This window comes from Rickettsiales bacterium (assembly GCA_035765535.1).
Taxonomy (GTDB): domain Bacteria; phylum Pseudomonadota; class Alphaproteobacteria; order Rickettsiales; family JABCZZ01; genus JABCZZ01.
The window spans coordinates 749731-769907 of the sequence record DASTXE010000006.1; the positions used below are offsets into that span (position 1 = coordinate 749731).

At 50.8% G+C, this 20177-nt stretch carries 18 protein-coding genes and 1 pseudogene; 7 read left to right on the forward strand and 12 right to left on the reverse strand.

Annotation, left to right across the window (positions count from 1 at the left end):
• Positions 1 to 3: 3 nt before the first annotated feature.
• Positions 4 to 1569, reverse strand: coding sequence for an FAD-dependent oxidoreductase (locus VFT64_12340; GenBank protein ID HEU5048619.1), 1566 nt, complete (start codon positions 1567 to 1569; stop codon positions 4 to 6).
• Positions 1570 to 1653: 84 nt separating this feature from the next.
• A pseudogene (locus VFT64_12345) lies at positions 1654 to 2121 on the reverse strand (DUF2269 domain-containing protein).
• A gap of 66 nt (positions 2122 to 2187) precedes the next feature.
• On the opposite strand from VFT64_12345, the gene VFT64_12350 reads away from it, so the two are divergent.
• Both VFT64_12350 and VFT64_12355 read left to right on the forward strand, forming a co-directional pair.
• Positions 2188 to 2586: a DCC1-like thiol-disulfide oxidoreductase family protein gene (locus VFT64_12350; protein ID HEU5048620.1), complete on the forward strand. Its 399-nt coding sequence runs from the start codon at positions 2188 to 2190 to the stop codon at positions 2584 to 2586.
• On the forward strand, positions 2586 to 4250 hold the full coding sequence (locus VFT64_12355; GenBank protein HEU5048621.1) for a DUF4166 domain-containing protein: 1665 nt from the start codon (positions 2586 to 2588) through the stop codon (positions 4248 to 4250). The genes VFT64_12350 and VFT64_12355 overlap by 1 nt, the downstream gene beginning before the upstream one ends.
• An 11-nt stretch (positions 4251 to 4261) precedes the next feature.
• Here the strand turns inward: VFT64_12355 and VFT64_12360 are convergent, their stop codons facing one another.
• Complete coding sequence (locus VFT64_12360; protein HEU5048622.1) at positions 4262 to 5755, reverse strand: carboxypeptidase M32; 1494 nt, start codon at positions 5753 to 5755, stop codon at positions 4262 to 4264.
• 11 nt (positions 5756 to 5766) lie between these two features.
• Positions 5767 to 7035, reverse strand: a complete 1269-nt coding sequence (locus VFT64_12365; protein ID HEU5048623.1) for a phytanoyl-CoA dioxygenase family protein — start codon at positions 7033 to 7035, stop codon at positions 5767 to 5769.
• A 187-nt stretch (positions 7036 to 7222) separates the two neighbouring features.
• Here VFT64_12365 and VFT64_12370 point away from each other — a divergent pair, with 187 nt between their 5' ends.
• The gene (locus VFT64_12370; protein ID HEU5048624.1) at positions 7223 to 8395 is read left to right on the forward strand and encodes a hypothetical protein; all 1173 of its coding nucleotides are present in this window, start codon (positions 7223 to 7225) and stop codon (positions 8393 to 8395) included.
• On the opposite strand, the gene VFT64_12375 is transcribed toward VFT64_12370, so the two are convergent.
• From VFT64_12375 to VFT64_12410, 8 genes are read right to left on the reverse strand one after another with little or no spacing between them, the layout of a single operon-like run.
• On the reverse strand, positions 8378 to 9361 hold the full coding sequence (locus VFT64_12375; GenBank protein ID HEU5048625.1) for an NAD(P)-dependent oxidoreductase: 984 nt from the start codon (positions 9359 to 9361) through the stop codon (positions 8378 to 8380). The two genes, VFT64_12370 and VFT64_12375, sit on opposite strands and share 18 nt — an antisense overlap.
• A complete protein-coding gene (rfbH, locus tag VFT64_12380) occupies positions 9339 to 10679 on the reverse strand; it encodes a lipopolysaccharide biosynthesis protein RfbH (protein ID HEU5048626.1) in 1341 nt (446 codons plus the stop codon). Before rfbH ends, VFT64_12375 begins: the two co-directional genes overlap by 23 nt.
• A gap of 18 nt (positions 10680 to 10697) precedes the next feature.
• On the reverse strand, positions 10698 to 11762 hold the full coding sequence (gene rfbG / locus VFT64_12385) for a CDP-glucose 4,6-dehydratase (GenBank protein ID HEU5048627.1): 1065 nt from the start codon (positions 11760 to 11762) through the stop codon (positions 10698 to 10700).
• A complete protein-coding gene (rfbF, locus tag VFT64_12390; GenBank protein HEU5048628.1) occupies positions 11756 to 12541 on the reverse strand; it encodes a glucose-1-phosphate cytidylyltransferase in 786 nt (261 codons plus the stop codon). The genes rfbG and rfbF overlap by 7 nt, the downstream gene beginning before the upstream one ends.
• A 1-nt stretch (position 12542) precedes the next feature.
• Entirely contained in the window at positions 12543 to 14318 is a 1776-nt protein-coding gene (locus tag VFT64_12395; GenBank protein ID HEU5048629.1) for a thiamine pyrophosphate-binding protein, read from the reverse strand.
• The gene (locus VFT64_12400) at positions 14305 to 15381 is read right to left on the reverse strand and encodes a 3-dehydroquinate synthase family protein (protein HEU5048630.1); all 1077 of its coding nucleotides are present in this window, start codon (positions 15379 to 15381) and stop codon (positions 14305 to 14307) included. Before VFT64_12400 ends, VFT64_12395 begins: the two co-directional genes overlap by 14 nt.
• Positions 15365 to 16069 (reverse strand): SDR family oxidoreductase, encoded by a 705-nt coding sequence (locus VFT64_12405; protein HEU5048631.1) that lies wholly within the window; start codon positions 16067 to 16069, stop codon positions 15365 to 15367. Before VFT64_12405 ends, VFT64_12400 begins: the two co-directional genes overlap by 17 nt.
• A gap of 6 nt (positions 16070 to 16075) precedes the next feature.
• On the reverse strand, positions 16076 to 16909 hold the full coding sequence (locus VFT64_12410; GenBank protein ID HEU5048632.1) for an aldolase/citrate lyase family protein: 834 nt from the start codon (positions 16907 to 16909) through the stop codon (positions 16076 to 16078).
• 223 nt (positions 16910 to 17132) lie between these two features.
• Between VFT64_12410 and VFT64_12415 the strand changes: the two genes are divergently transcribed.
• The 4 genes from VFT64_12415 (at position 17133) to VFT64_12430 (ending at position 20153) form a co-directional block, all read left to right on the forward strand.
• Positions 17133 to 18242: a hypothetical protein gene (locus tag VFT64_12415; GenBank protein ID HEU5048633.1), complete on the forward strand. Its 1110-nt coding sequence runs from the start codon at positions 17133 to 17135 to the stop codon at positions 18240 to 18242.
• Positions 18243 to 18263: 21 nt separating this feature from the next.
• Complete coding sequence (locus tag VFT64_12420; GenBank protein ID HEU5048634.1) at positions 18264 to 19307, forward strand: glycosyltransferase family 2 protein; 1044 nt, start codon at positions 18264 to 18266, stop codon at positions 19305 to 19307.
• 118 nt (positions 19308 to 19425) lie between these two features.
• Positions 19426 to 19701 carry a DUF2312 domain-containing protein gene (locus tag VFT64_12425; protein HEU5048635.1) on the forward strand — a complete coding sequence of 92 codons (276 nt, stop codon included), beginning with the start codon at positions 19426 to 19428 and terminating at the stop codon, positions 19699 to 19701.
• Between the two features lie 176 nt (positions 19702 to 19877).
• Positions 19878 to 20153 (forward strand): hypothetical protein, encoded by a 276-nt coding sequence (locus VFT64_12430; GenBank protein HEU5048636.1) that lies wholly within the window; start codon positions 19878 to 19880, stop codon positions 20151 to 20153.
• Positions 20154 to 20177: the final 24 nt, after the last annotated feature.

Here is a 20177-nt window from a genome sequence, read left to right on the forward strand (position 1 = left end):
TTTCTAACGCCCACGCGGCTGCACATCCCCCCTCCGCCCCACTTCAAACGTATGTGACGGAGTGCGGAAAACTTCCAGCCTGTCGATTGACGTCATACGCAGCAAATCTGCAGTATCGGATGGCGACATTCCCTTCACCGTCAAATCATCGCGCTCCGCACCGCCTAGCAATTGCGCCGCCATATCCGCCGCTCCCATGGCAAGCGCTCCCATCGCTCCAAGCCCTGCGACCACAACACCATTACTGCATCCCGGAATCCTATCCACAATCGCATGATTATCCGGCGTAACGGGCCGTATCCCCGCCCAGCTTCCGGAATAGTGGGAAAGGTTTGCAATATCTCCCCCCAGTTGATCGCGCAGGAATGCATGCGCCTGATCGGGATATAGCTTTTCGAACATCTCATACTGGCGCGTAAGAAAATCGATCGCAAACGGCTCACTCGTGCTGACATCCTTTGCACCGGAAAAAACCGTATAGCCTCCGACGCGCACACACGGTTTCCCCTCGTTATCATTGATCGGAATCATCACGGGTCCACCGTGTTTGTCCACAAACTTGAGGGGAATATGAAGCTTTTCTTCCGCAACAGGGACCGTCAATGTCGTGCCGCCGACTCCCATAATCGGAGACGAACGATAGCCCAATTTCTGCCAAATCGCCTGATCGGGCCCTGTAGCGAATACATAGCGGTCGTCCAGAGAGCCTACATGGCTGGTGCGTCCGTCCTGAGACTTCAATTGAAGTCCGGTAATATCGCCGGAGTTACCACCATATTCAATATTCTCGACTTCCTGTCCGCCTACGAAATTGATTTTGACACCCTGCGCTTTCAGATGCTCGAGCATTTTGGTGCAAAAAGCCTGACCGTTAATATTTCCACCCTGCTGAGAACAGTAAAGCGCATCCTGTCCGTAAGCATCCACCGCAGCAGGGCAATAGGCATGCGCCTCATCCTGATTTAATTGTCGGCAGAATTGAGCATCACCTCCCACTCCCTGCAAAAAATCCCTGTCTTTCTCAAATTTTGTTCCGGTACCGTCGGCGTAAATTTTCAGAATACCGCTTTGGCCTTCTCCACTGGAATAGCGAAAGCTGCATGCGGATGCGAACTCGGGGTTTTCCTGGCAGAATCGTTCCCAGTCATGAATAGAAGATAATCCGAAACGATGATAAACGGTCTCGTCGGCACGCCGCACTTCCGGTGGCCGGTCGGCGCTTTTGACAACTTGTTCTACCCACCTTGTTTCATCTTTCGTGGCATCATGCAGCGCCCATCCGGAAGCAACTCCTTCGTTCCTTTGCGCATCAGGAATATAAGGCGTCGACAACCTGGTTCTGGCTTCATCCGCACGTGGGAAATCCACTGTCAAATAAGAATTGGCTGTCAGAAGCCCGCCATACGCCTGACTGCTGCCTTGGGCAACATCCGCATTGCGGTCGATAATCGTAATCTCTGGTACAGGCTCGCCTGAGGCACGCGCCTGCTCGGTGAGTTTATAAGCAGTCGCAAGTCCGGCAACACCCCCGCCGACAATATAAACATGCGATTGATCTTCAGCAGACATAACGGAACTCCTATCCTAACTCACTGAACGAAGGATAGAACATATACTGCAAATGAATATTGGGTAAACGCCAATTATAGAGCTTTATATCTGCGGCCTGAACACCATGATATAAAATATGACCATGACCGCCGGGAACGCTATGGAGCCCAGCCCGATCCACCAGCGGTTCATTCGCCAGTAAGCATCAGGCAGCGCCCTCTGCATCTCCAAAGCTACCCTTGCCATATCGCGCATCTTGATCTGCAGCACGACCACCGGCACCCAGCACACACCCGCCAGGCAATAAAGCGCCAGCGCAATCGTGATTCATTGTTCCGTAAGCGCATATCCCTGAAGATGGGCAAGATATATCCCCGTCACTAACTGGAGAATCACGGCAGGAGTCGTAAACACCCAATCCGCTATCACCACATGACGCGCGACGAAATAAATACCATGAATTTCCTTGCGGCAATTGGCCATAAACATGAAAAATGCGCTGCCGAGTCCCGTCCCGAACAGTAGGGTGGAGCTAAGGATATGAACCCATTTTACCCACAGATAGATCATGACGATATTCCTCTGGCAACTATACCTGTTCTCTTTATAATCGCCACCGTTTTAACGGAGGGAAGCGTGCAGCAGGAGGGAATCTGGTTTGTCTACGATGGTGATTGCCCGATATGCACCACCGCCGCACATGCCTTGCGCATCCGTGAAGCCGCTGGCAAACTGCATCTGCTCAATGCCCGCACGCAAGCCTCTCATCCGCTGATGCAGGAAATCCATAACCAGAAACTTAATCTGGACGAAGGCATGGTCATTCGGATCGGTGAAAATTTCTACCATGGCGCAGACGCACTGCATATCATGGCATTGCTCGGAACGAATCGCGGCTGGTTCAATCGAATGAACGCCTTGCTCTTCCGCTCAAAGACAACTGCAAGACTCTGTTACCCTTCCATGCGCGCCTGCCGCAACCTGCTGTTGAGGCTCAAGGGAGTTCACAAAATTCGCAACCTGGAAAACACCTAATGACGAAAATACTGATTCTCGGCGGTTACGGCACATTCGGCGGCAGACTGGCGCAGTTGCTGGCAGACGAACCACGCCTTACGCTTGTCATTGCAGGCCGCTCGCACCGAAAAGCAGAACAATTCTGCAACAAACTCTTCTCCGCTGCAGCACTTACGCCGCTGGCGATAGACCGCAACGGCAATCTTGAAGAACAGTTGAAACTAATAAGCCCTGATATCGTGGTGGATGCGAGCGGTCCGTTTCAGGCATATGGAAACGATCCGTACCGTGTGGTGAAAGCCTGTATCGCACTGGGCATTCATTACCTTGACCTGGCCGACGGATCGGACTTCGTCAAAAACATCCGACAGTTCGATGACGCCGCAAAACAGCGCGGCCTGTTTATCCTCTCCGGTGCAAGCAGCTTTCCTGTGCTGACTTCTGCCGTGGTCCGCCACCTGGCCCAAGGTATGGATAAGGTAAAAACCATTACCGCCGGCATTGCGCCTTCACCTTACGCCGGAGTGGGACTCAACGTCATCCGCGCCGTCATGAGTTACGCGGGCAAGCCCATAAGCCTGATCCGCAATGGCCGCAAGGCCATAGGCTATGGTTTAACCGAAACCATGCGTTACACGATTGCCCCTCCCGGCAAGCTGCCCCTGCGCAATCTGCATTTTTCACTTGTGGACGTGCCTGATCTCCAGCTTCTGCCGGATGATTACCCCGCGCTGGAATCCATCTGGATAGGCGTAGCGCCAGTGCCTGCAATCCTGCACCGCATGCTGAACGCACTGGCAGTGCTGGTAAAAAAAGGCCTTATGCCCTCGCTCCTGCCCTATGCCGGATTCATGCACCGCGTCATCAATATCCTGCGCTGGGGCGAGCATCGCGGCGGGATGTTTGTGTCCGTCACGGGAACTGACAGCAGTGGTGTAACTCTGGAGCGTTCATGGCATATGCTTGCCGAAGGCGATGACGGCCCCATGATTCCCTCCATGGCGGTGGAAGGCATTATTCGTAAACTTCTGGGCGGTGAAACACCTTCCCCTGGTGCGCGTGCAGCTACTCTGGAATTATCCGATTACAATACACTGTTCCGCAGGCGCACCATTTATACCGGTGTGCGCAACCTGTCCGCCCTGCCGGAGAATGCCCCTCTATATCAGCGCATGCTGCAGGATGCATGGCAGGAACTTCCCCCTGCTATTCGTGATATGCACACACTGTATGACACGAAATCCGCTTCCGGAAAAGCAACCGTAGAACGCGGGCCCCATCCGCTGGCACGCTTTGTCGCCGCCTGTATCGGCTTTCCTTCTGCAGGTGAGGATGTACCCGTTACCGTGACTTTCCGTCTTGAGAACCGCAAAGAAATCTGGCAACGGAATTTCGCAGGCCAACGTTTCCACAGTATTCAGTCGGAAGGCACGGGACGCATGGCCGGATTATTATGCGAACAATTCGGCCCCTTCACATTCGGGCTGGCATTGGTGCTGAAAGAAGGTCGCCTGACTCTGATCGTCAGACGCTGGAGCCTCTGCGGCATCCCCCTTCCCGCCAGCCTAGCGCCATCGGGAGAATCTTTCGAATACGCCGATAATGGCCGCTTCCGTTTCCACGTAGAAATAAAACATCCGTTGACCGGACTGATCGTCAGGTACCGCGGCTGGCTGGAATAACAGTCAGAGACCTATGCCGTTAGATAACGTGCCTGCAAATGACGTTTATAATAAGTGGTGTTAAGAACCTCTCCCGTAGCATGCTTAAGCAATTCCTCGGAAGAAAGCTTTGAACCAAGACTATGCACATTCGCACGCAGCCATGCAAACAACGGGGCAAATTCGCCGCTGCGTATCTTCGCCAACAAATCGGGAATCGCCTTTTCAATCGCCTGAAATAATTGCGCCGCTGTCATCGCACCGAGCGTATAGGTCGGGAAATAACCGAACGTTCCGTCCGGCCAGTGAATATCCTGCATGCAGCCATTTGCATCGGAATCCGGCACGATGCCGAGCAGCCCCTGCATCTGTTCACGCCAGGCTTCCGGAAGATCTTTCACCGCCAGTTCCCCGCCGATCAGTTTACGCTCCAGCCGGTAGCGCAGAATCACATGAGCAGGATACGTCACCTCATCTGCATCCACACGGATCAGGCTGGGCTGCACACGCGTCATCAAGCGGTAAATATTGTCAGGAGTCCATGCATCGCCAGACACACCGAACGCTCCACGAATAACCGGCACGGAATATTCCAGAAACTCACGGCGGATACACAACTGCATTTCCGAAAGAAGCGACTGGCTCTCATGGAACGCCATGCCGCGCGCCTGCCCCACCGGCTGATTACGCCAACGTTCCGGCAACCCCATTTCATAAAGCGCATGGCCGGTTTCATGCATCACGGCAAAGAACCCTGACAGGAAATCCTGTTCATTATAGCGTGCCGTCAACCGGACATCGCCCGGCACGCCACCGCAGAACGGGTGCACGCTTTCATCCAGCCGCCCGTGAGTAAAATCAAATCCGACCTTTTTCATGAATTCAATGCCCAGAGCTTTCTGCGCGCTGACGGGAACGGGTTCATGGATTTCAATCGGTGCTACCTCGGAAGCCTGCCGCTCGCGCACCTGCTGGATAAATTCCGGCAGAAACACGGCCAGATCCTTAAATACAGTGTCGATAGTTGTGCTGCGTGTGCCCGGATCATATTGGTCGAGCAGCGCATCATAAGGCGAAAGTCCCAGCACCGCCGCCTTGGCCTGTGCCGATTCCCGCACCAGCTCCAGCACTTTGGCCTGATGCGGAGCAAAATCCTTGAAATTATTTTCCTTGCGCGCCGTACGCCAGAAAAGCTCCGATTCATGGCAGGCTTTAGTCATCGCAGACACCAGCTCCACCGGCAGCGCCGTAGCATGCCGCCATACACGCTTCATCTCACGCAAATTAGCCTGCTGCCACTCATCCAGCGAACCTGCCTGCGCCTCCGCCCCTGCAAACAACTCGCCTAGCACAGGCTGCGTGATCGTCTCATGCGCCAGTTCCGCCAGCACTGCCAGCTGTTCCCCCCGCATATCCCCCGCCCCGGACGGCATCATCGTCGCATTATCCCAATGCAATATACTGGCCGCGTTGTTCAACGCGTTCCAGCGGGTGAAGATAGATTCAAGACTAGCGTAGGGGGGCATACTTTTCCATTTCACCGGTTGCTGATCTTGGTAATATTCTGTGCATTGATCCCCAGATGAACGTCACCATAGGAGTATTGCTGTGCAAGAATATCCTTCTTATCTTTCTGATTCTCGCCAGCGTCCTGACGATACTTAGCTCCGATTGCAGCATAATGATTCACGTCCAGAACAGACGTAAATCGTTCACCTCCCTCCAGTTCAAAACTTCCTACATTGTACTTGGATTCGTCTGCCGGAGTATTAGTCTGAATCTTATCGATACTGATAAAATGTTTACCTTTAGAAAAAGGATGCTCATACATTGCATCGCCATAAGCAGGGCACGCAATATGATTGCGCTCGGAAACCACCAGATCCACCACTTCCCGCATAAGCGACTCACGGGTATTTCCGCTCTTCAACAGATAGTGATCGTCACTGAACTCATAGGCATTTTTCGATAACAGAACAGTGAGAAGCCTTCTGGAAAAGGGCGGGAAGTTGGATTGTACGCAATGGATAAGACGCTGATCGAATAAAACAACATCTCCTTTTGAAACCTTCACTTCGACATGAGGAACATCCGGAAATTGAGTGTTCATTCCGAATAAATCCTTGAAATAGTCCGTTAGAAACGTAATCGGATGCCTTCTTGGATTCTGAGTCATAGGAAGAAAATCATTTTCCGCCAGTCCTCCGGGATGCTTATTCTGCATTGGCCAGGCCATGCTCTTTTGGAGGAATCTTGCATAAGCATCTTCCGTATAGTTGCTGCCCGGGATGACCATAAATTTCCCGCCGAAGAACGGGAATGGATTAAAATAGAAGTTAAATTTCATAATCGGCATCTTAGTGTACCAATCCTTATGCCACGGAAAACTCGTAGTAATGAAATGGCTGCCGTCGCTTCCTAAATATAAGAACCGCTCCCCGGCAAAATACCGGTAAATCGGCATCATCTTCTCACTAAAGAAATGATTCATGAACAACGGGGATGAGTCCACAAAATCTGGCAGGAACCGCATTCCCCATCCACGGCACATCTCACGAAGAATAGCCTTAAAGCCATATTGCTTGGGCCCTGAAAATCCCAAGCGGTTTAAGAGCATTTTAACAACAGATTTTTTAGCCCCCATTCTGGCGGCATATTGTTGATCATACTCGCATAACAGTTGCTTAAACTCTTTTTTTGTCAGTAGCCCCTTAATGACAACAATACCAAAAGTATCAAAGTAATTCCTGATTTTCGGATCGCCTGCTTGAATAGCTTCCAACAACTCGCTTTTAGTCCATTTCATTAGGGGCCTCTTAGAAAAAAATGATAAGAATACATACTATACATGTATTATGACTTAGATATATCTAGGACTTATACGCTTGCATACAACAAAATATAAATCGATAATACGACTGATATACATGATAGCGGCAGCATGCATATCGTAAGAATTCAGACTACCGCTAGACACGATAAATACATTACTTATGAACATAACTATTTCTCTTCCCGGCTTCGTGCCATTCAGCAATGGAATAAAAATCTTTCATGATGCCGCTCTTGAAATGAGCAAACAAGGCTGCAATGTGCGGATTATTCCCTGGGATATCCACTATAGGATCAGTGATACGCCTTCCCAATATCAACCGTTGTACACTACACGTTTTAACAGTGAAGATTCAATCGCGCTCCTGCCGGACAGCGCACCGCCGGAGATAACGTATAAAATGCGTTATTCTCATAAGTTAACCTGTTGGTGGCTATGCAATATTCCGGGGTTGCTTGGGCATCCCGCCCCCCATTTTGAGGACACGGAATTGCTTGTTGCTTATTCCCGGCAGATAAGTACGCACTTGCCTAACTTTTACTTTCACCCGGCTCTCACCGAACTGACTGATCAACTGACAGATTTACGAAAGCTCCCTAAAAATAACAGCATTGTAATTTATACCGGAAAAGGCCATATCACCCCATTGCCTCCGGCAATCAGACAATTCTGCAAAGGAAAAAAGATTATTTACATCACAAGGCATTGGCCAAGCTCCAAGGACTTGCTTTACACATTAGTGGCAAAAGCCGATGCTTTGATTTCCTTCGATCCCATTAGCAATTTAAATTATGAAGCTACGCTGTTGGGAACTCCGACTTATCTCGTTCATGCATTACGCGGCAGCACATTGAATCAGAACTTTAATGTGCCTTTACATGGTTTATATGTTGATGTAGCCGCCTTTCTTGAATCTCTGACAACGCCATTTGACCATGAACGGGTAATGCACTGTCATTATGAGGCACTTGCCGCAAATAGTCAGCGGGTACATTCTTTTCTCGAGAGTATAAAACACTTTACAGCAAATGCCTCCCCGGAAGAACGAAAAGCCAATGCAGTCATTAATAGACTTTATAATGAAATCGTTCCTATTGAATTAAGGCACTTTCGCCCCCTTCTGAATCCAACCATGGGAGGTGATTCCGAGAATCCGATAACAATAGCCAACACAGCTGTCTACATTGAACGTCCTGAGTTGTTAAAACCTTATAGATGCATTGGTCGGTTTATCTTCAGTGCCCGCCACAAAGGATATGTGAGAACAATGGCACGGCGCTGTGCTTCACGCTTACTGCGCCCTGTTATCAGAATACTAAGAAGGCTCCACTGATAGGATACCTATTAAAGGACGCATATATTGGTATGTGAGATTCATCTGGGCTTCGGAAGATAAGAAAGCTCTTCGGCACATCTCCCCAAACACCTCCCCCTCCCCTCTATACCTATCCGCCGGCAATGAAGGATTATAATCGCGGATAATAGCACTGCTGTCCCGCCCTGTAAGCTGGCAGATACGTTCCGCCAGTTCTCCGATTTCAATGGTTTCGGAAGAAGAAACATCAAAGATCAAGGTTTCCGGTTGGGTCTGCAACAGCCAGCCGGTCACGACATTAATAATATCGCCGACATACACATAGCTGCGGATTACCGGATGGCGCGCTTTGATTATCAGAGGTTCCCCCCGCATCGCCATTTGAAGCAGGCTGGAAAGTGCATAGGCATCCCATTTATTGATGTAAGGTCCGCTCATATTGAAAATGCGCGGAATAATAAGCGGAATACGTCCGGCACAAAGGCGCGTGAAATACTCCTCTTCCTCGACCTTGAGCGCAGCATAGGGATAGGCTTCCAGATCGCGGTTAAGCGTGCGCTCTTTCGTATAAACCGCACCCGACGAAGTGACGCACAGACCGGATACATTCAGCCTGCCAAGCGCCTCTCCCACCTGTGTACGAATCGCTCGATTGCGTTCTGCATACTCTTCCAGAGGCATGGCGCTTTGCTTGTCTTTTGTAAGGAAAGCCAAATGAAAGACAAAATAACGGTGCTGCTGCGGCAACGCATTGATTTCCTGTAAAGGTCGTACGGGCACCGTAGTCCCATCCATCAACTCTACTGCATTTTCGCGCGAAGCAAACGCATGCAGCCGCTCTTTGCTTTCTTCACCCAGCGCATGAGTGAGCGCATCCAGCAACGCCTTGCCAAACCAGCCAGTCGCTCCTGTTACGACGAAATGCGCGCCGCTTTCTTTAACACGTGCTGCAATGGAAGGTTCAAGCTCTACGGCAGAAATCATGGAATACGTCCAGGATATAGCCGATTTCCGCATCGCCCAGTCCCGGATAAACGCCGATCCAGAACGTATGATTCATGACGCGGTCGCTGTTTTCCAGCGTGCCGTGCGTGCGGTGCGGACGGCCTTTCATATAAGGCTGGCGCAGCAGATTGCCGCCGAACAGCAGGCGCGTGCCGATCTTCTTTTCATTCAGGTGAATCAGGAATTCATCGCGCGTAAACGGTACGCCGTCCTGCACCGTGAGCGGGAAACCGAACCAGGAAGGATCGCTGTTGGGCGTTGCTTCCGGCAGCAGGAAGAACTCCTGCAGGTCCTGCAGGCCCGCATGCAATTTCTTGAAGTTGTTGCGGCGCGCTTCAATGAAGCCCGGCAGATGCCCCATCTGCGCCACACCGACTGCTGCCTGCATATCCGTGATCTTCAGGTTATAGCCAAGATGCGAATAGGTATATTTATGATCATACCCCGTCGGCAGGTCGCCCAGCTGCCACTCATAACGGCGGCCGCAAGTATTGTCCTTACCCGGTTCGCAGTAACAATCACGTCCCCAGTCGCGCAGGGATTCAAGCGCGCGCTTGAGCGCACTGCGTTGCGTGAACACCGCACCGCCCTCGCCCATCGTGATATGATGCGCAGGATAAAAGCTGACCGTACCGATATCGCCGATCGTGCCGACTTTCCGCCCGCGCCAGGTCGCGCCAAGCGCATCGCATGTATCTTCCACCACGAACAGATTATGGCGTTTGGCCACGTCCATCACTACATCCAGATCGAACGGATTGCCGAGCGTATGCGCCACCATGATCGCCTTCGTGCGCGGTGACACCGCCGCTTCAATCTGCGCCGGATCGATATTGTAAGTCGGCAGATGCACATCCACAAACACCGGAATCAGCCCGTTCATCAGCAGCGGATTGACGGTAGTGGGAAACCCGGTCGCACAGGTGATCACTTCGTCACCCGGCTTCAGCGCGCGGTCTTTCAGCAAATGGCTGGTCAGCGCTGTGGCCGCAAGCAGGTTCGCAGACGAGCCCGAGTTGCAGGTCAGCACGAATTTTGCACCGAGAAAAGTGCCGAGCTGTTTCTCGAACACCTGATTGTAACGCCCTGTCGTCAGCCAAAAATCCAGCGACGAATCCACCAGCATATTGACATCCGCATCCGTGTAGACACGGCCCGAGACTGGCACGGCGGACTGTCCCGCCACAAACGGTTTCTTCGCATGCTCAAGCTGGTAGGCCTCCTTCACCAGCTCGGCAATCTCGGCACGCACCTGTTCTGCGGTGCGTTCTTTGGTCTGGGTCATCGTCGATGTCATCTTTCATTATCCTTTATGTTAAGCCGCGCAGTAACGCTCGATCTGGTCGAGCGAGAAACGCAGCATATCTTCATTCTGCGTGTAGGCCTTATACCATGAGGCCGTTTCCACGACCGTCTGTTCCATATCCCACACCGGGTTCCAATGCAGTTGCTTGCGTGCCTTGGTAATATCGAGCGTCAAGAGATGGGCTTCATGCACCGCTTTCGGATCCGGTACAATCTGTGGCTCAATGCCGCCGCCCCATACTTCGCAGAACCTGCGCGCCAGCGTACCCACATCCACCTGGCCCGATGTATCCGGTCCGAAATTATAGGCAACAGGATCATCCTGTATCTTGCCGTACATCATTTCCGCAAGCATCAGGTAACCCGAAAGCGGCTCCAGCACATGCTGCCACGGACGCACGGAAGAAGGATTACGCAGCACAGGCGCCTGCCCCTGCATCAACCCGCGCACCAGATCCGGCACCAGCCGGTCTTCCGACCAGTCGCCGCCACCGATCACATTGCCAGCGCGTGCGCTCGCGATCGCTCCGGATTTACCGCCCGGCACGAAGAAAGAACGCGTATAAGCCTGCACCACAAGCTCAGCACAAGCCTTGCTGTTGCTGTACGGATCATGCCCACCTAGACGGTCATGCTCGCGGTATCCCCAAATCTGCTCGACATTCTCATAGCATTTATCGGTCGTAATAATGAGCGTAGCCTTCACGCCCGGACAGGCACGCACCGCTTCCAGCAGATTCACCGTCCCCATCACATTGGTTTCATAGGTTTCCACCGGCGCTTTGTACGAATAGCGGACAAGCGGCTGCGCGGCCAGATGCAGCACGATCTCCGGCTGTGCCTTGTGCAAAAGTCCTGCCAGCTCCGCCCCGTCGCGTATATCGGCAACGATATGGTGCATGCGCTTTTCCAGCCCGACCGTCTCAAAAAAATTAGGTTCCGTATGCGGTGCAAGCGCAATACCGGTGACATCCGCTCCCATCTGCGTCAACCACAACGCAAGCCAACCTCCCTTAAAGCCGGTATGGCCTGTCACAAGAACGCGTTTATGTTTCCAGAAACCTGCTTTTACCATATTTTCCACGGCGCCTTGCCGGCGTCCCACATTTCCTGAAGATGTGTTTTATCGCGCAGCGTGTCCATCGGCTGCCAGAATCCGTCATGCGTATAGGCGGCAAGCTGCTTATCACGCGCTACACCCTCAAGCGGAGCCGCTTCCCACGGCATGGAATCGCCTTCGATATAATCCAGCACCTTGGGCGAAAGCACGAAGAACCCGCCATTGATATAGCCGCCTTCATTATCCGGCTTTTCCTGGAAACGCGTCACAAGTCCGTTTTCCATATGCAACGCACCGAAACGCGCGGCCGGGCGCACACCGCTGATCGTAGCATACTTCCCGTGTGATTTATGGAATTTCACAGTCTCCGAAATATTGATATCGGAAACACCGTCGCCATACGTAAAGCAGAAGAACTCATCGTCCTTCACATAATTGCCCACACGCTTGAGACGTCCCCCGGTCTGCGTTTCTTCGCCGGTATCCACCAGCGTAATACGCCAGTCTTCCACATCGGCATTATGCGCAATGATAGTGCCTTCGCGCGTTTCAACCGTAATATCCGAATTGAACATGCTGTAATGATAGAAGAACTCTTTGATCATCGAGCTCTTATAACCAAGACATAGTACGAAATCGCGGAACCCGTGCTGATGATAGATCTTCATGATATGCCACAGGATCGGCTTGCCGCCGATTTCCACCATCGGCTTTGGCCGTCCAACGGTTTCTTCCGAAAGACGCGTACCCTTGCCTCCCGCCAGAATGACAACCTTCTCTTTACGCATTTCCATATTATTGCTCCTCCTGGGGCAGGTATTTGCCGATGCGTTGCAGCACATCGTCCGGCAATGGCGGCGACATACGGTGCAACGGATTGGATTCCATGCCGCCTCCCGGCAGCACACGGCTTGCGATCTTCGGTAAATAGGTTTGTTCCGGGTCGATCGGCACAATGAACGCCGCAGGCCCCTGCGCATTGAAGGCCGAAAGAAACTCAGGATTCTTCTCAAATCCCGGCACAAGCGGAACATACGTGATGCCGTAAGCTGCAAACAGATGTTTCCACTCCGGAATGCCAAGGCCGGTGCGGATATCGCAGCCCACATATTTTCCGCCGAAATAATTTTTCTGCGTCATGCGGATGGAGGCATAGCCATTGTCGTTAAAGATAAAGATTTTCAAATTCAGTTTATTGACCTGTGCCGTGCCTAGTTCCTGCAGGTTCTGGGTAAATCCACCGTCTCCTTCCACCAGCAGCACGCGCCTATCCGGATTCGCAAAAGCCGCGCCGATAGCTCCGCTCAAACCATACCCCATGGAGGCAAGGCCTTTATCGGTGATCATCGTCTGTCCCTGCTTCTGGGCAAAAGTCTGCATCATGACGGTAAATGCGCCGCCGCTGCTGCACGGAACAATAATATCTTCCGCGCCCGCCACGCCGGAAAGCGCCTCACAGACTCGGTAAGGCGAGATATACTTTTCACCTGTCGTATTAATCGGCTCGATCAGAGGAACGGCTTCTTTTATTTCGCGGCAATACTGAATCCACCGGCTGTAATCACCGAGTTTCCGTTCGCACAAAGCCAACAGCGTTGCATTCGCATCCGCACAAATGGCAAGGTCTACGCGCGGATGGCCTTTTTCGAGTTCCGCCTTGTCACAATCCACTTGGATCACCTTGCCTACCGGCGCAAATTTCTGCCAGTTAAATCCGGTCTGCTGCATGCCAAGACGTGTGCCCAGTGCGATAATACAGTCGGATTGCTGCAGTACCAGATTCGCATAACGCTGCCCCCAGGTATTGGGACGGCCAAAATAAAGCGGATGATCTGCTGCGATGCGATCCGCACCGTTCCAGGTCGTCGTAATCGGAATACCGAATTTCTCGGCGGATTTCATAAAGGCTGCCGCTGCTTTGCGGGTAATGCCGCCACCCAACAGCAATACAGGACGTTCGCTGCCTTTCACCAACTCTTCTATGCGCTGAATATTCTCAGCACTTGCTGGCGAAGGTTCCTTGACCTGAACAGCTTCCGAAGTGAGCCAGCCATCATCCACCAGCTGCCCTTGTACATTCAGTGGCAACTCCAGAAAAATGGGACCTTTACGCGGCGAAGCGCCTTCGTTCACCAAGGCAGTAAGCTTTGCGGGCGCAACCGGTTCATCCAGTCGCACAGCACGTTTGGAAACCGGCGCAGCAATACTGACACCGTCAATTTCCTGAATGCCGCGCTGGCGCAATTTACCATGCGCAAGATCCGCCGTCTTCACCTGACCGCCGATTACGAGCAGTTCACGGCTTTCCAGATAAGCTCCCGCCATAGCAGTCACGATATTTGTAAGCCCTGGCCCAGCCGTCACCAGTGCAAACGCTTTCGCTCCCGTTTCACTTTCGTTAAAATATTCCGCCGCAATACCTGCCGCCACCTCATGCACCACCGCCACACAGGTAAAATACCGGCTGGCGCTTTCCAGCAGGTGCATGATGTTCCCGCCCGCAACAAAGAAACAATGCGTATAACCTTGCGCCTTAAGTGCAGCGCATATCACATCACTATATTTGGCCATGACTCGTAATTACCTGATTTATCGCCTGCGCCAGCAGCTTATCACATTGTGCGTCACGCGCAATTTTTTCCTTTACCAGTTGCCCCTGCGCATCAGGCACCACAACTGTATAATGTGTCGGGGAATGCTTCTTATCTTTCTGGAATGCCGTCAGAACACGGCTTGCATCCAGTTTCTTCACATGCTGCGCTAGCTCCGGAACAGAAGCCAGCAGCGCCCGCACATGTTCATACAATTGTTTGACACGCGGATGCCCGGCAGAATTTTGAGCGAACTCCATCGCACACAGCATTCCAAGCCCCACCCCGATGCCATGGCTGATAACATAATCACCCGCCGTCTCAATGGCATGGCCGAACGTATGGCCGAAATTCAGCAGCAGCCGCTCATTCTTGTCGAACTCATCTTTCTCGATAAACCATTTTTTGGCTTTTAATGTGAGCGTGATGAGCTCATCATACGCTTCCGGCGTTAACGGCTCAAGGCAATCAAGCGCCATATATTTATCGAACGTAGCCGTGTCCGGATGTGCAAAGCAGATTTTTGCCGCTTCGCATAACCCATCCACAATCTGTTCATGCTTCAGCGTTTTAATAAATCCAGGATCGACAATAATGCTTTTGGGCGGACAGTATGTGCCAACAAGATTCTTAACTCCGGCGGCATTGATGGAGGATTTCCCGCCGATGCAGGAATCGAGCATCCCAAGCAATGTCGTCGGGGCATAATGCCATGTAACGCCGCGCATATAAATAGAAGCGATAAAACCGCTGATATCCTGGATAACGCCGCCACCTATGGCGACAATTAATCCGCTGCGCGTCAGGCGCGCTTCACGTAAGACCGCAAGATAAGTCGCAATCGCTTCAAACTCTTTGCTGTCTTCATTCGCTACAATACTCAAGCAGGAATGGGTGGGCAGAAGTTTCACCTGCTGCACAAGCGCAGCATCAATAATCACATGGGCGGTTGGATTGGATTCAAGCAGCTTTGCCGCAGCAGCAGCCTGCACTTCAACTCCATAGATGCTGTGCAGCGAAACAATATCAAAGCATGTGGGCATTGCTGAATCCTAAATCTACGGCAATGGACTGCCCGGTAATGCTATTATTCTGCTTAGAGCATAGATAACAGACGAGCGAAGCCACATCGTCAGGGGTGGCAAGCCGACCGAAAAAGGTTGCGTCTATCACGCGTGCAAGCTGTTCGGGCTTAAGATTGGCGCGCGTCATCGGCGTATCCAGGACACCGGGCATGACAATATTAATAAGGTGCCCGTCACGCCCCAGATCGAGTGCTGCAGAATGCACAAATCCCTGTAAAGCCGCCTTACTCATTGTGTAGGAAAGTTTATCCTGACGCGCAATCGTCTGCCAGATGGAGCTTAAGACCACCATACGTGCCGGACTGGTCAGTAATCCGCGTTCTAGCAGCAGGCGCAATGAGGCAAGAATATAAGCGCAATTCGCATCATAAAGCTCATGATGCTTATCAATATCGACATTATAAACCGAATCTCCGGCATTAGCGCCCTGCGCCCAGCATACAGCATCATAAGGACCGGAAGCCGCAAGCGCAGCACTATCCGCCTCTCCGGAATATTGTATATAAGTATATCGGCGCGGATTGGAAGAGGAACTATCCGGTGCCTTTCGTCCCGTTCCAACCACTTCAAAACCCTGCTGCACCGCATAAGCCGCTATGGCACTGCCGATAGCACCGCCTGCACCGAATAATAACAGCCTGCCCATGGGAGATTATGCCGTAGCGACCAGTTTCCTGGTGCTGCTCTGCGCCCGCAACTGCTGCACGCGCGCATCCAGCATTTCAATACGCTTCACATCCTCTTCAGAGATAGTGAGGTAATAACTGCGTTTATTCTGCAGCCACAGCAATTCAAACTCCACTGCTTCGCGGAGCCCCTGTTCAGCCTGCCCTTCCCTGTTCAGGGACTGCGCATCAAAAATGACCTTACGGGTTTCAAAACGCGTCAGGTATGCCGCATTGATTTTACGCAACGTATCGATCGACTCCAGAGCAACGCCGCCGCCCACGACAAAGTCAAGCTTGTGCGGCTTGGTGGCTTTGGCTGCAGTAACACAGTCATTCGTTACTTTATCGCCTGTGATAGCATCACGGGAAAGCCCGCAGGAGCCGGAATAATCCACCCGGCCGAACACCACACCATCCGCACCGTCCGGTTTGGTGGCCATTTCGAGAATGGAATCCAACGAAACAAATGCTGCATGCGTTTCCACATTAAACAGGAAGCGCACCTGCTCACGCTCATATGGCGTATAAAGCTTATTTTTAATCTGAATATATTTGGAAAGAGCGTAAGCGCTCTCGATCATCGGCGCGATAATATAGTCAGCACCAATCTGCTTGCTGTCGATCAGGTCGCGCACCGCTTCGCCGCCGCCAATCTTAATACCAATCTTTAATCCTGCCCGACGAGTAATGTCGATCAGCCGCAGCATTTCGTCCATGCGCGTGCCTTCCGCCTCAAATTCAGCTTTTATCCCTACATAACCATATTCATCACGGCCACGCTTCAGTATATCCAGCATCGCCTGCTCAAGCCTATTCATGTATCCCCCGGATTAGATAATTGCTACGATTCAAGTTCTAGCCTTACCTTCTCAGAATGACAACCCCTAAAAGCACTCAGTTCTTTCAACTAAACGTATTGCCCCTCATATGTCCTCACGAAACCACATAGAATCGCTACTAGTTAACTATTATCATTGACTCAGCTCCATCGTTTACACCAAAATTGGATTTATATTTTATGAACTACCACTGTAAATTTGTATGCCATTTCCTTCAATGCCCCTTCCTCAATTAAATCTTTTTCCTGAAGAAACAACACCTTATATAATAGTTACACCTCAATACAGCAGCATGTCAGCCGGCATACGCGCACTGCATATGTTATGTCATAGCCTTAATATGCTGGGCCAGCATGCTTATATATATACATACCGACAATTCACTGTAGATCCGCGCTTCTCATCCCCCAATTGCCCAGATCTTTGTACCCCTCTGATTACTCAAAATATTATTAGCTACTTTGAACAGCAAGGCCGCCACCCTATTGTCGTTTACCCCGAAAGTATTTCCGGGAATCCGTTAGGTGCAAAACATATTATACGCTATATATTAAATTATCCCAATCTCTTAGGAGGAGATCAAGATTACGACGCACATGAAATGGTATACGCTTATTCCCGCACCCTAGCAGAATACGCGGGAATTAAAATGGATCGCGTATTATTTCTTCCTGCTTCTGATCCCAAACTTTTTACTCCTCCTCCTGCCAATACTCCACGGCATGGCAGCTGTTTTTATGCCGCAAAATACCGTGATTTTCACAAAGGGACATTATTGCCAATCACAGCAAACAGTACCGAGATCACCCGCTATCAGCCAGATTCCCCCACAAAGCAGCAAATCGCAGAGTTATTCCGCAAAAGCGAAATATTTTATACGTATGAAGATACAGCTCTGGCCATTGAAGCAGCATTATGTGGGTGTCCAACCGTATTTATTCCTAATGAGCATTTGAGAAAGTCACTTGGACTCGCGGATCTCGGTATGGATGGCTTTGCATGGGGCACCGATCCTGATGAAATTGCTAGAGCCAAGGCCACCGTACATAAATTTCGGGATAATTACGAAGCTGTTATGGAACGCTACTGGTTGCAACTGCAGAACTTCATTACACAGACACAAAAATATGCCGCAGAAAGTACCTCTACGGCAAATACACACATAACATTATCCGCACTGGAATATTCTTATTGCGCCTACCTGCTGGACTACATCCGTAAATACGGTATGCTGCACTTTATACGCAAGGCCTATTCCTTTACGAACAAATGGGGAGTGGCACGTATTATGAGTATTCTGGCCCGTTCGTAAGAAAGCGCCCTGATTATATCTATGACTGATAGAGAACCTTCTATTATTCAGCTGACCATTGCAATTCCTACGTGGAACAGAGCTGATTATCTACGACTGAATCTTGTGCAGCTTGCAAAGGAACTGAAAACAATTCCCCCGGATAAAGTTGAACTTTTTATATCCGACAATGCATCTACAGACGCCACTGCTTCCGTAGTCCAGGAGTTTATCGACCATGGCATTCCGCTGCGCTATATCCGAAACCCGGAAAATATCGGCTCCGATCACAATATCGCCCAATGTTTTAACGAAGCCTCAGGACGTTACGTACTGATCTTGGGTGATGACGATTTGCTTATAGATGGAACATTAGCTAAAATTCTGGCAATCATTCAACAAGATGATTATGGGGTTATTTTTCTGCGTCCCTATGGTTATAATGAAGATTTTCGCATGGAATACCCTGGCCACTATGAAAGAAAGCCAAGAATCTTAAAGCCGGGCAAATTCATAGTAAAATTGGGTTCACACTCAACACTGATATCCAGTTGTATTATAGGAAAACATTTATTGCCCGGTATGGATGCACGGCAATACTGCGATACAAATCTTGTTCAAAGCTATTTAATTTATCAAGCTGCATTACGCGCTGGCACAAATGTATATTGCGAAAGCTATAGTGTTGCATGCAAGCGCAATAACAGTGGGGGATATTCCATCACAAAAGTATTCATTAATAATTTCTGGGCTATTATTGACCGATTCAAATTCGATATCGGTTCAGAGAACATCCGGCAATTAGCCAAGCAGATGCTGTTGAGATTCTACCCATTCTACGTCTGGAAACAACGCCTGAAACCAGAAGACAGCAACCTGGAAGAAGATTATCAGAGGTTCTACAACCGTTTCCATAACAATATCTGGTTCTGGATCATGATTGCTCCGCTCTATAAGCTACCGCGCATTCCCGCCATTATCTGGGGAGCCGTGGCCGTGACACTAGGACGCGCTGCGACAGGAGACGCTTGGCGCGGAATCTATTTCGGCTGGAACGCACTGCGCAAGAAACTCCGTCCGCAGTAACGGGAATTAGTCTGCGCTTCTTAGCCGATCAAAAATCCCTTGCCAAGCGCCGGGCAATTGCGTCACAATAGCTCCCCCTGCGAATAAAAGGGGAACGTAGAAACGGAAGGATTGAACTATGGCAAAAGTTGGTGGTATTGCAGCCGATCAGTTGCGCTCGATTATTGAGCGTATTGAAAGGCTGGAAGAAGAAAAAGCAGGCATTGCATCCGACATTAAAGACGTCTTCGCGGAAGCAAAAGGCAACGGTTATGATGTCAAAACGCTGCGCACCATTATCCGCCTGCGCAAGAAAGATGCTGCAGAGCGTGAAGAAGAAGAAACCATCCTGGAAACCTATATGCGCGCGCTCGGCATGGCTCCGGAATTTGACGACGACGCAGAAGCCGCTTAAAAGATTACTCAGGGGCCGGAAGCTATTGGCTATTCCGGCCCTTACTTTATCCAAACTACATTTCCATTTATTTTTTCGCCTTATTTTCCGTTACACGTTTGTAATGCAGCGGAATAACTCCTGTAAGACTCACTGTTATATAACGTGAGTATCGTTAATGACTAACAGGAGTAAATATGAAGAAGACATTGTTATCCCTTATGCTGGCTTTGGCCATTCCCCTTGCACCGATGGCAGCATCGGCACATGACTGGGAAGAACATGAATGGCATCATCACCACCACCACCACTGGCATGATGGGGGTGTATACGTCACGGAAGGCCCACCGGCATATTACGCTCCAGCCCCGAGCTATTATTATCCCGCCCCTGCTCCAGTGGTCGTAGCCCCGCAGCCTGTCTATTATGAACCGCAGCCACTCTTATCGTTCGTCTTCCCTCTGTCACACTAGAGGGAAGCGGACGTTTCTGCCGCA

What these genes read in the sequence shown, in the direction of transcription:
- VFT64_12340 (HEU5048619.1), bottom strand. Translation starts at nt 1,569, where the DNA reads ATGTCTGCTGAAGATCAATCGCATGTTTATATTGTCGGCGGGGGTGTT.
- VFT64_12355 (HEU5048621.1), top strand. Translation starts at nt 2,586, where the DNA reads ATGACGAAAATACTGATTCTCGGCGGTTACGGCACATTCGGCGGCAGA.
- VFT64_12360 (HEU5048622.1), bottom strand. Translation starts at nt 5,755, where the DNA reads ATGCCCCCCTACGCTAGTCTTGAATCTATCTTCACCCGCTGGAACGCG.
- VFT64_12365 (HEU5048623.1), bottom strand. Translation starts at nt 7,035, where the DNA reads ATGAAATGGACTAAAAGCGAGTTGTTGGAAGCTATTCAAGCAGGCGAT.
- VFT64_12370 (HEU5048624.1), top strand. Translation starts at nt 7,223, where the DNA reads ATGAACATAACTATTTCTCTTCCCGGCTTCGTGCCATTCAGCAATGGA.
- VFT64_12375 (HEU5048625.1), bottom strand. Translation starts at nt 9,361, where the DNA reads ATGATTTCTGCCGTAGAGCTTGAACCTTCCATTGCAGCACGTGTTAAA.
- rfbH (HEU5048626.1), bottom strand. Translation starts at nt 10,679, where the DNA reads ATGACATCGACGATGACCCAGACCAAAGAACGCACCGCAGAACAGGTG.
- rfbG (HEU5048627.1), bottom strand. Translation starts at nt 11,762, where the DNA reads ATGGTAAAAGCAGGTTTCTGGAAACATAAACGCGTTCTTGTGACAGGC.
- rfbF (HEU5048628.1), bottom strand. Translation starts at nt 12,541, where the DNA reads ATGGAAATGCGTAAAGAGAAGGTTGTCATTCTGGCGGGAGGCAAGGGT.
- VFT64_12395 (HEU5048629.1), bottom strand. Translation starts at nt 14,318, where the DNA reads ATGGCCAAATATAGTGATGTGATATGCGCTGCACTTAAGGCGCAAGGT.
- VFT64_12400 (HEU5048630.1), bottom strand. Translation starts at nt 15,381, where the DNA reads ATGCCCACATGCTTTGATATTGTTTCGCTGCACAGCATCTATGGAGTT.
- VFT64_12405 (HEU5048631.1), bottom strand. Translation starts at nt 16,069, where the DNA reads ATGGGCAGGCTGTTATTATTCGGTGCAGGCGGTGCTATCGGCAGTGCC.
- VFT64_12410 (HEU5048632.1), bottom strand. Translation starts at nt 16,909, where the DNA reads ATGAATAGGCTTGAGCAGGCGATGCTGGATATACTGAAGCGTGGCCGT.
- VFT64_12415 (HEU5048633.1), top strand. Translation starts at nt 17,133, where the DNA reads ATGCCATTTCCTTCAATGCCCCTTCCTCAATTAAATCTTTTTCCTGAA.
- VFT64_12420 (HEU5048634.1), top strand. Translation starts at nt 18,264, where the DNA reads ATGACTGATAGAGAACCTTCTATTATTCAGCTGACCATTGCAATTCCT.
- VFT64_12425 (HEU5048635.1), top strand. Translation starts at nt 19,426, where the DNA reads ATGGCAAAAGTTGGTGGTATTGCAGCCGATCAGTTGCGCTCGATTATT.
- VFT64_12430 (HEU5048636.1), top strand. Translation starts at nt 19,878, where the DNA reads ATGAAGAAGACATTGTTATCCCTTATGCTGGCTTTGGCCATTCCCCTT.